The organism is Actinomadura sp. SCN-SB (assembly GCF_043906805.1).
Lineage (GTDB): Bacteria > Actinomycetota > Actinomycetes > Streptosporangiales > Streptosporangiaceae > Spirillospora.
The window spans coordinates 45,603-55,606 of sequence record NZ_JBIMPP010000027.1 but is presented as its reverse complement, the minus strand read 5'-3'; the positions used below and the strand labels follow the sequence as shown (position 1 = coordinate 55,606).

The window sequence follows — 10,004 nt, the reverse complement described above, 5'->3', positions numbered from 1 at the left end:
GTCCGTCCCGACACGACGGGAGCATACGCCTCGCGGCCCCCCTTGAGACGCAATGGCGGCAAAAAACCCGCCGGAACCGTTATCCAGAAGAGGACCGCCGCCGTTTTCCGCCCTCCTCGCCCACGACGCCCATTCGGGATGAGAGCGCAGGTCAGAGGCCATCTAGCGGCGAAAACGGCTTAGACCCGGCTCAGCGGCACCTTAAACAAGACATAACCGGCGTGCCAGGTCCCCGCACAGGGTTTACTCTCGGAGTGTCATCGGTCGTCGGCGCCGTGAGGAGGTACCCCGGATGATCGACCTCCACGGGGTGGCCCACCCCTCCTCCGGCGCGCGCACGACACGATGCCGGGGTCGCGCCCGGCACTCCCGTCCACGTCTTGACGATCCACGGATTCCGGCCGTCCCGCATGACGCGCCCGCCTCCAGGTTCTCCCCCCGAAACGGGCGCCAGGCCGGAGCGTGGTGGATCGCAGCCTCCTCGACAGGGGCACCGTGGAACTGGTCTCCGGGAGTGCCCGGCGCGATCTCAACGCCGTCAGGTGGTCCAGGGCAGCCGTAGCGCCTCCAGCTCCGGGTCGGCCAGGATCGACTCGATGAGCGAGGACGGCCCCGCCACCTTGGTGCCCCACAGGTCCCAGTCGCAGTAGACGACCCAGGACCGGTCCTCGGCCCACAGGTTGGACGGGCAGCTCGGCATCCCCGGATGGTCGTACAGGTCCGCGGCGTCCCCGAGCCGCCCCGCCAGCACCGTCTCCCGGTCCCAGTCCCCGGTGACCAGCGAACAGTAGTACGCCAGGCAGCGCCGGCCCTCCCCCTCCACGTCGTGCCGGGCGAGGAGGGCCATCAGGCGCCGCCAGCCCTCCCGGTCCAGGCAGCCCTCGGCCGGGGGCTGGATCGCGGCCGACCAGCTTCCCGTGGGGTGCGCCTGCCGCAGGCAGCGATGGCCGGGCAGCGTCCCCTCGGGGACGACCGGTTCACCGAACCCCCGTGCCAGCTCGGCCCACCGCAGCCGCCGCCAGCCGGGTCCCGGATGGCCCGCGCGGCCCAGCCGGACGCCGGTCACCACGGCGCCCTCCATCAGGTCGCCCAGGTCCACGTCGCTGGTCGCCTCGGGTTCGGCGAGCCCCGACGCCGTGACCGTCCGGTGGACGTCGTCGTGGGTGGTGGTGACCAGCCCGTCCTTCCACACGTACATGGAATGCAGGATCCACACCGCGTCCGGGCGGCGCGGCGGCTCGTACCCCGCGTGGCCGTGGTCGGGGTCGAGCTTCTTCAGCCAGCCGGTGACCTCCCCGGAGACCGGTGCCCACGCGTCTTCGACGTCCGCCATGACCCGAATCCTGCCATTGCCCGGCACGGCCACGGCAGGTGGGTTCCTGTGATCTTTCAGGTGAGCACGAGGGCGTCCAGACGTGACGCCTGGAGTTCCCAGCGCCACTCCCGCCTCACCCACGCGCGGCCCTGCTCGCCCATTTTGCGGGCCTTCCCAGGGTCGCGCAGCAGGTCGATCAGCGCGCGCGCCACCGCGGCCACCGAACGCCCGTTGACGACCACCCCGGTCTCCCCGTCCAGGACGGCGTCCGGCGCGCCCCCAGAGTCACCCGCCACGACGGGCAGGCCGGTTGCGGACGCCTCCAGGTAGACGATGCCGAGCCCTTCCACGTCCAGGCCGAAGCGGCGCGTCCTGCACGGCATGGAGAACACGTCCCCCGCGTCGTAGTGAGCGGGCAGCTCCTCCCAAGGGACGCTCCCGGTGAACACCACCGAGTCCTCCACTCCCAGGGAGGCGGCCAGCTTCTCCAGGGACGCGCGGTACGGGCCGCCCCCGACAAGAAGCAGCGCCGCGTCCGGGACGTCCTTCAGCACCCGGGGCCAGGCGTGAATGAGAGCGTCCTGCCCCTTACGCGGAACGAGACGTGACACACACACGACCACGGGACGGTCCACCAACCCGTGCCGCGCCCGTATCTCCGCACCGCCCGCGCCCTCGTGGAAGACGCCCTCGTCCACTCCTGGCGCGAGCCATGCCATGCGGGACGCAGCCGCGGGCGACAGGGCCCGCGCCATACGGGAACGGGTGTACTCCCCCAGGTAGGTCAGCGTGTCGACGCCGTCACCGATCCGCCGCAGCAGGCCACGCGCCACCGGCAGCGAAGCCCACCCCGCCTCGTGCCCGTGGGTGAGACCCACCAGCCGTTCCGCGCCACGCCGCCGCAGCGCGGGCGCCAGCAGTCCCAGCGGCGCGGCGGCGCCGAACAGCACCGAGTCACAGCCCTCCGCCCGTAGCAGATCCCCCGCCCGGCGCAGCACGGACGGCTCCGGCACCATCAGCGAGGTCGGGTGCCGCACCACCGGGAAGGGCTGCTCGGCGTCGAACCTCTTCGCGCCCTTCCACGCCGGCGCGTACACCACCACCGACCCCGGCGGGCGGCGCACCGCCAGGTTGTGGACGAACGCCTGGATGCCGCCCGGACGCGGCGGGAAGTCGTTGGTGACGACAAGGGTCCTGGTCATCGCTTTCCAGCCTACGGAGGTACCGGAACGAGGAAGCGGCCCGCCACCGGGGCATCCCGGTGACGGGCCGCTTCACGAGTCCCCAGAGGTCGGCGGGGTCAGGGGTTGAGCTGCTTGGGCCCCCCGCTTCCGACCTCGACCTCCTCGGGATGGTGACCGTTGCCGTGGTCGCCGTTCGCGTGCTCGCCGTTCCCGTGCTCCTCGACGGGGATGTCGTCGAACGTCCACGCCCGGTTGAGCCGCGAGCGCAGGTGCCCCAGCGGGCCCTTGCTGGCCGGCGACGGCACGCCTTTGGCGTCCACCGCGGGCGGCTCGGGACGGGCGTTCTCCTTGCTGAGCAGCACCGCCTTCTCCTCGGGACGGGGCGGCTCGTGCCGCTCGCTGAACTTTCCGTCCGGCGACATCACGATGATGCCGCTCTCCACGCCGTGGCCGACCGTCGCGGCGTCCTTGCGCTGCAACCCCAGGCAGATCCGCTTGGTGACGGCGTACACCACGAACGGGCCGACGATCACCGTGACCCGGAAGAACCAGGTCGTGGCGAACAGCGACACGTGGAACCGCTCGGCGATGACGTCGTTGGCCCCGGCGAGCCACAGCAGCCCGTAGAAGGTCACCCCGGCCATGCCCACGCCGGTGCGGACGGGCGCGTTGCGCGGCCGCTGGTTGACGTGGTGGTGCCGTTTGTCGCCGGTGACCCACTGCTCGATGAACGGGAACAGCGCGAGACCACCGAAGACGATGCCGAGCGGCACGGTCGCGGGGATCAGGACGTTCCAGCTGATCGTGTGGCCGAGCGCGGTGGTCTCCCAGTTCGGCATGATCCGCAGGGCGCCTTCCAACACGCCCATGTAGAAGTCCGGCTGCGACCCGGAGGAGATCGCCCCGGGATCGTAGGGGCCGAACAGCCAGATCGGGTTGATCTGGGCGACTGCGCCCAGCAGCGCGCACACGCCGAAGGTGAACAGGAAGTAGGCGCCCGTCTTGGCCATGAAGACCGGGTAGAACGGGTAGCCGTACACCTTGTCCTCGGTCTGCTCCTTGGTCGGCATGGCGGTGTGCTTCTGCACCCACATGATCATCATGTGCGCGGTGACCAGCGCCAGGATGATGCCCGGGATCAGCAGCACGTGCAGGGTGAACAGCCGGGGGATGATGTCCCCGGTGTTGCCCTCGGGGAACTCGCCGCCGAACAGGAACATGTAGAGGTAGGTGCCGACCACCGGGATCGACTCGGCCACGCCCTGGGTGATCCGCAGCCCCGTCCCGGACAGCAGGTCGTCGGGCAGCGAGTAGCCGAACAGGCCCTCCACCATGCCCAGCGTGAACATGCCGATGCCGATCAGGTAGTTCAGCTCGCGCGGCTTGCGGTACGCGCCGGTGAAGAACACCCGCAGCAGGTGCGCCATGATCGACGCCATGAACAGGATCGCGGCCCAGTGGTGGATCTGCCGCATCAGCAGACCGCCGCGCACGTCGAAGCTGATGTGCAGGGTGGAGGCGTACGCCTCCGACATCCGCACGCCGTTCAGCTTGGTGTACGACCCGTCGTACACCACCTCGATCATGCTGGGCTTGAACCACAGCGTCAGGAACACTCCGGTCAGCAGCAGGATGACGAACGAGTACAGGGCGATCTCGCCCAGCATGAACGACCAGTGGTCGGGGAAGACCTTCTTCGCGTTGCGCTGCAGGAAGTTGGTCGACCCGAACCGGTCGTCGAGGTAGTTCGCCGTCCCCTCGACCGCCTTGGGTGCGGTGGCCCCGGGGGCCACCGGTGCCTGAGTCATCCGCGCTCCCAGAAGGACGGCCCGATCGGCTCGGGGAAGTCGTCGGTGGCGATCAGGTACCCGTCCTCCTCGCTCAGCGGAAGCTGCGGCAGCGGCCGCGCCGCCGGGCCGAACACGACCTTGGCGGCGTCGGTGGCGTCGAACGTGGACTGGTGGCACGGGCACAGGATGCGGTGCGTGGTCTGCTCGTACAGGGCCGCCGGGCAGCCCACGTGCGTGCAGATCTTGGAGTAGGCCACGATCCCGTTGACGTCCCAGTTGCGGTTCCGCAGAGCCGGCTTCATCTGGTCCTCCGGGATGTTGATCAGGATCGTCACCGCCTTGGCGATCTCGTTCAGCGGGTGGTGGGCGTGCTCCTCGATGCCCTCGGGCAGCACCGTGATCATGGCGCCGGGCGAGGAGAAGTCGCTGACCTTGAGCGGCTTGTTGGTGCCGTCCACGACCAGCCGGACGCCCTTCTTGCCCTCGCGCTTGGCCCGCTCGACCGCCTCGCCCCAGTAGGTGCGCCGCAGCCGCTTCTCCGGCAGCGGGCCCAGGTCGCGCAGCAGCACCAGCGGGGCCAGGCCCAGCGGCGCCGCGGCCAGCAGCAGGGTGCGGCGCAGCAGCGGCCGCTTGGTGATGCCGCTGTCCTGCGCGCCCTCCATGAAGGTCTCGCTGAACCGCTGCCTGGTCTCGTCGTCGGCGCGCGCCTCGTGCCGCTCCTGGACGATCGGCTTGCTGGTCATCAGCCGCCGCACCCAGATGGTGATGCCGATGGCCAGCGCCAGGAACGACAGCGCCATCAGCCCGCCGAGCCAGTAGTTGGACTCCCTGGCCCGGTCGATGCCGTGCATGCCGCCGTGGCGGCCGCTCCACCCGATGTAGTAGGCGATGAACCCGATGCTGGCGGCGAACGCGACGAGGAAGAACAGCGCCACGACGCGCTCGGCCCGCTTGGCGGACTGCTCGTCGAGCTCCTCGCCGAACCCGGCGGGCGCGGAGATGTCCTCGCTGGCCAGCAGCTTCCTCTCGGCCGCCGGGGACGGGGTGCCCACGACCCGCTCGGGCCGGCCGTGGGCGTCCGGCTCCCGTCCGGAGCCGGTGGTGTCGTTGTTGTCGCTCATGACTTCTTCAGCTTCTTCGGCTTCTTCGCGGTGATCCACATGGCCGCGAGGACCAGCAGTCCGATTCCGACCAGCCACCCGACCAGGCCCTCGGAGACCGGGCCGATCCGGCCGAGCCCGTTGCCGCCGGGGTTGGGCTCCTCACGGGTCTGCACGAGGTAGGCGATGATGGCCTTCTTGTCCCTGGGGGTCAGCGTGGTGTCGTTGAACACCGGCATGGCCTGCGGCCCGGTCAGCATGGCCTCGTAGATCTGCGTCGGGGTGACGTCGCTCTTGTCCAGCGGCGGGGCGTACTTGCCGCCGGTCAGCGCGCCGCCCGAGCCCACGAAGTTGTGGCACTGGGCGCAGTTGGTGCGGAACAGCTTGCCTCCGAGCGCGACGTCGCCGCCCTCCGGGTCCACCGCCTGGGCGCTGGGCACGTCGGGGCCGTCGCCGAGCGAGGCCACGTAGGCGCGCAGGTCGGCCAGGTTCTTCTCGGCCCGGGCCTTCTGCCGCTCCAGGGCGGCGCGCTCCTCGGGGTTCTCGACGTCGGTGTCGATCTGGGTGTTGAAGTCCGGGACCGGCGCCTTGCGCGGTATCTGGGCTCCGGGGTTGGCCGCCGGCATCCGGCCCGTGCTGACCTGGAAGTCGACCGAGGCGGCGCCCACTCCGATCAGGCTCGGCGCGATCGGGTTGCCCTTGGCGTCCTTGGTGCCCTCGGCGTTCAGCCCGTGGCAGCTCGCGCAGTTCTTGTTGAAGAGCGCCTTGCCGTTCTGCAGGTCGTTCGCCGCCGCGGCGGTGGCCGTGGCCTCGGCGCGGTCGGGCCGCGGCTGGAACCCGGCGTAGATCACGCCGATCGCCGCCAGGGCCGCCAGCACGACGGCGTAGCCCGCCCACGGGCGCCGTCGCCATGCGGTGAACCTTTTCACGGAAATCCCCGTTCGGGTCTCGTCGTCGGTGGAAGTGGAGTGGAGCGCGTCACAGGTCGAGCAGGTAGATCGCGGCGAACAGGCCGATCCAGACCACGTCGACGAAGTGCCAGTAGTAGGACACGACGATCGCGCTCGTGGCCTGCTCGTGCGTCCAGCGCTTGGCCGCGTACGTCCGGCCGAGCACGAACAGGAACGCCACGAGGCCGCCGGTGACGTGCAGCCCGTGGAAGCCGGTGGTCAGGTAGAAGACCGAGCCGTAGGCCGAGGAGGACAGCGTCAGCCCGTCCTTGGTGACCAGGCTGAAGTACTCGTAAGCCTGCCCGGCGATGAAGTAGGCGCCCATGAGGAACGACAGGACGTACCACTCGCGCAGCCCCCAGCGCCGGAAGTTCAGCAGCCCGCCGTCGCGTCCCACCTTGCCGGCCTCGGCCTTGAACACGCCCATCTGGCAGGTCACCGAGGACAGCACGAGGACGGTGGTGTTGGCCGCCGAGAGCGGCAGATTGAGCGGGGCGCCGGGCCAGGCGTGCTCGCCTTCCTGGCCGATCGTCACCGAGCGGATCGTGAAGAACATCGCGAACAGGGCCGCGAAGAACATCAGCTCGGACGACAGCCAAACGATCGTCCCCACGCTGACCAGGTTGGGACGATTCGCCCGAGCGTGAGGGGTTGTCTCTATCGCGGGTGCTGCTGTCACGGGGGCCATTATTACGTCACCGGTCCCAAGATCCGCGCATGACCCCCCTTGAGCGCTCTCCGGGCATGTCCCACCAGGGCGTTCGCGGCCTCGCGCGGTGCCCTCGCGGGGCCGGTCACCGGCCGTCCGACCGGCCCGGCCGTACCCGGGGTGACCTCGCGGCCACGTTTCGGCCACGGAAGGGACACGGCCGGGCCGCGCCGCGCGGCCGGCCGTCCGGCCACGTCAGCCACATGATCGCGCACGCCGGCGGGGACGTGGCAGAGGCGGCGCCGCGCCCGGTACGCTCTCAGCCATGAGCACCACCCCGGAGAGCCCGATGAAGGTCCTGGTCTACAGCGACGACGCGAACACCCGCGCCCAGATCCGGCTGGCCATCGGGCGGCGGCCCGCCGCCGACCTCCCCCGGGTGGAGTTCGTCGAGTGCGCCACCCAGCCCGCCGTGGTGGAGCGGCTGGACGAGGGCGGCATCGACGCCGTCGTGGTCGACGGCGAGGCGCAGCCCGCGGGCGGCCTGGGCGTGTGCCGCCAGGCCAAGGACGAGGTGTACGACTGCCCGCCGGTGCTCGCGATCATCGCCCGGCGCGACGACGGCTGGCTGGCCACCTGGTCGGGCGCCGACAAGGTGGTCGGCCTGCCCCTGGACCCGATGGCGCTGGCCACCGGCGTCGCCGAACTGCTGCGCTGGCGGGCGGGCGACCGCCTACCGGCTCTGTAACACCTGCTCGCCGGGGAGGCGGGGGCGAGCCCCCGGCCTGGAAGGGGGCACGGCATCGGCCGGCCCCCGCGCGTCCCCTCGGACCCGAACCGGGAGACACCATGGATGCGCGTACCACTTGGCCGGCGCTGCTGAACGCCCTGCTGGACGGCCACTCGCTGACCAGCGCGCAGACCGCCTGGGCGATGAACCAGATCATGGCCGGCGAGGCCACCGACGTGCAGATCGCGGGCTTCGCCATGGCGATGCGGGCCAAGGGCGAGACCGTCGAGGAGGTCTCCGGGCTGGTCGAGGGGATGATGGCCAACGCCACCCCGATCGAGGTGCCGGGCCGGATCGGCGACCTGGTCGGCACCGGCGGCGACCGGGCCAACACCGTGAACATCTCCACGATGGCCGCGGTGGTGGCGGCCGCGTCCGGGGTCAAGGTCGTCAAGCACGGCAACCGCGCGGCCTCGTCCGCCTGCGGCGCCGCCGACCTGATCGAGGCCCTGGGCGTCAGGATCGACCTGCCGCCCGCCCGCACCGCCGAGGTGGCCGAGGAGGCGGGCATCGCCTTCTGCTTCGCGCCGCTGTACCACCCGGCGCTGAGGCACGCGGCCAAGGCCCGCGGCGAGCTGGGCATCCCCACCGTGTTCAACTTCCTGGGCCCGCTGACCAACCCGGCGCGCGCCACCACTCAGGCGGTGGGCGTCTTCCACCCGCGGATGGCGGGCATCGTGGCGGGCGTGTTCGCCAAGCGGGGCTGCTCGTCGCTGGTCTTCCGCGGCGACGACGGCCTGGACGAGCTCACCACCACCGGCCCGTCCACGGTCTGGGTGGTGCGCGACGGCGGCTCGGCCGAGACGACGTTCGACCCGGCCGACCTGGGCATCCCCCCGGCCCGCCCGGAGGACCTGCGCGGCGCCGACGCCGCCTTCAACGCCCGGGTGGCCCGTGCCGTGTTCGCGGGCGAGCCCGGCCCGGTCCGCGACATGGTGCTGCTGAACGCCGCCGCGCTCATGGTCGCCTACAACGGCGTCCCGGCCCCCGAGCGCCTCACCGGGGAGCTGGCCGCCGCCTACGCCAAGGCGGGCGAGGCCATCGACGAGGGGCTGGCCGCCGCCAAGCTCGACCAGTGGATCAAGGCGAGCAACGCCTAGTCCGCGGCGGGGAGGCCGAGGGAGAACGCGGCCTCGAGGTCGTGCTGCGAGTAGGTGCGGAAGGCGATGTGGGTCTCGGTGTCGCGGATGCCCCGGACCTTGTTGAGGCGGCCGGGGATCACGTCGTTGAGGTCGTCGTGGCGGCGCACCCGCACCATGGCGATCAGGTCGTACTCGCCGGTGATCGAGTAGACCTCGCTGACGCCGTCCAGCGCCGCGACGCTCTCGGCCACCTCGTGGATGCTCGCCACATCCGCCTTGATCAGCACGATCGCGGTGACCACTGGACCCTCCCCACCCGTTAGGACGATGGGCAGAACCCTACAGGGAGCTGCGGCTATCCGCGGCTGAGCGCGAGAGCGCGGCGGGACGGGCCGGTGCGGCGGGCCACGACCGCCACGGCGAGACCGGCGATGAAACCGGCGATGTGGGCCACGTACGCCACGTTGCTCTCCTCGTCGCCGAGGGACAGCCACTGGAGGACGAACCAGTACCCCAGGACGACCCACACCGGCAGCCGGACCACGATGATCGGCGGGACCAGGCTGACGATCCGGCCGCGCGGGTTGAGGACCAGGTAGGCGCCCAGGACGCCCGCGATGGCCCCGGACGCGCCGATGAGCGGGACCGTGGAGTCGGGCGAGGTGTAGGCGAACCCGTAGACGGCCACCAGGCCGAAGAACAGGTAGCACAGCAGGAAGCGCAATCGGCCGAGCCGGTCCTCCACGCCCATGCCGACCACGAACAGCGCGATCAGGTTGCCCAGCAGGTGCAGCGCGCCCGAGTGCAGGAACATCGAGGTGAACGCGGAGACCCAGGGCGTCTTGCGGTACTCGGCGACGCCGCACTCTTGGACGATCTCGCCGCGCATGGGCTGCTGCCTGCCGGTGGTCAGCTCCTTGGGGACGGCCCCGTGCTCGAAGGCGAACCGGGCCGCGTTGCACTCGCGTTCCTTGCCCGACCCGTACCAGCTCGGGAAGCTGGCCATCGGGGTGAACAGGAAGACCACGACGTTGACGGCGACGAGCAGGTAGGTCACCCAGGGGACCCGCCGGGCGGGCTGGCTGTCGTAGAGCGGCAGGGCCATGGGGACGTCCCTCGTTGCGTGCCGGGTCGGTGGGCGCGG

At 71.0% G+C, this 10,004-nt stretch carries 10 protein-coding genes; 2 read left to right on the top strand and 8 right to left on the bottom strand.

From position 1 onward, the window contains the following. Positions 1-538: 538 nt before the first annotated feature. From ACGWYJ_RS19120 to ACGWYJ_RS19095, 6 genes are all read right to left on the bottom strand, one after another. Positions 539-1,333 (bottom strand): hypothetical protein, encoded by a 795-nt coding sequence (locus ACGWYJ_RS19120; RefSeq protein ID WP_395107416.1) that lies wholly within the window; start codon positions 1,331-1,333, stop codon positions 539-541. Between the two features lie 56 nt (positions 1,334-1,389). Beyond that, positions 1,390-2,517, bottom strand: a complete 1,128-nt coding sequence (locus ACGWYJ_RS19115; protein WP_395107415.1) for a glycosyltransferase family 4 protein — start codon at positions 2,515-2,517, stop codon at positions 1,390-1,392. Between the two features lie 98 nt (positions 2,518-2,615). Beyond that, positions 2,616-4,307, bottom strand: a complete 1,692-nt coding sequence (locus tag ACGWYJ_RS19110; RefSeq protein ID WP_395107414.1) for a cytochrome bc complex cytochrome b subunit — start codon at positions 4,305-4,307, stop codon at positions 2,616-2,618. Beyond that, positions 4,304-5,410, bottom strand: coding sequence for a Rieske 2Fe-2S domain-containing protein (locus tag ACGWYJ_RS19105; protein WP_395107413.1), 1,107 nt, complete (start codon positions 5,408-5,410; stop codon positions 4,304-4,306). Before ACGWYJ_RS19105 ends, ACGWYJ_RS19110 begins: the two co-directional genes overlap by 4 nt. After that, positions 5,407-6,318 carry a c-type cytochrome gene (locus ACGWYJ_RS19100; protein ID WP_395107412.1) on the bottom strand — a complete coding sequence of 304 codons (912 nt, stop codon included), beginning with the start codon at positions 6,316-6,318 and terminating at the stop codon, positions 5,407-5,409. The genes ACGWYJ_RS19105 and ACGWYJ_RS19100 overlap by 4 nt, the downstream gene beginning before the upstream one ends. Before the next feature lie 49 nt (positions 6,319-6,367). Beyond that, positions 6,368-7,027, bottom strand: a complete 660-nt coding sequence (locus ACGWYJ_RS19095) for a heme-copper oxidase subunit III (protein ID WP_395107411.1) — start codon at positions 7,025-7,027, stop codon at positions 6,368-6,370. A gap of 286 nt (positions 7,028-7,313) precedes the next feature. Between ACGWYJ_RS19095 and ACGWYJ_RS19090 the strand changes: the two genes are divergently transcribed. Together ACGWYJ_RS19090 and trpD are read left to right on the top strand one after the other, a co-directional pair. Beyond that, the gene (locus ACGWYJ_RS19090; protein WP_395107410.1) at positions 7,314-7,736 is read left to right on the top strand and encodes a hypothetical protein; all 423 of its coding nucleotides are present in this window, start codon (positions 7,314-7,316) and stop codon (positions 7,734-7,736) included. A 101-nt stretch (positions 7,737-7,837) separates the two neighbouring features. Continuing rightward, the gene (gene trpD, locus ACGWYJ_RS19085; RefSeq protein ID WP_395107409.1) at positions 7,838-8,878 is read left to right on the top strand and encodes an anthranilate phosphoribosyltransferase; all 1,041 of its coding nucleotides are present in this window, start codon (positions 7,838-7,840) and stop codon (positions 8,876-8,878) included. On the opposite strand, the gene ACGWYJ_RS19080 is transcribed toward trpD, so the two are convergent. Both ACGWYJ_RS19080 and ACGWYJ_RS19075 read right to left on the bottom strand, forming a co-directional pair. Next, entirely contained in the window at positions 8,875-9,162 is a 288-nt protein-coding gene (locus tag ACGWYJ_RS19080) for an Lrp/AsnC family transcriptional regulator (protein ID WP_395107408.1), read from the bottom strand. The genes trpD and ACGWYJ_RS19080 overlap by 4 nt on opposite strands. 53 nt (positions 9,163-9,215) lie before the next feature. Then, positions 9,216-9,965 carry a rhomboid family intramembrane serine protease gene (locus ACGWYJ_RS19075; RefSeq protein WP_395107407.1) on the bottom strand — a complete coding sequence of 250 codons (750 nt, stop codon included), beginning with the start codon at positions 9,963-9,965 and terminating at the stop codon, positions 9,216-9,218. Positions 9,966-10,004 lie beyond the last annotated feature (39 nt).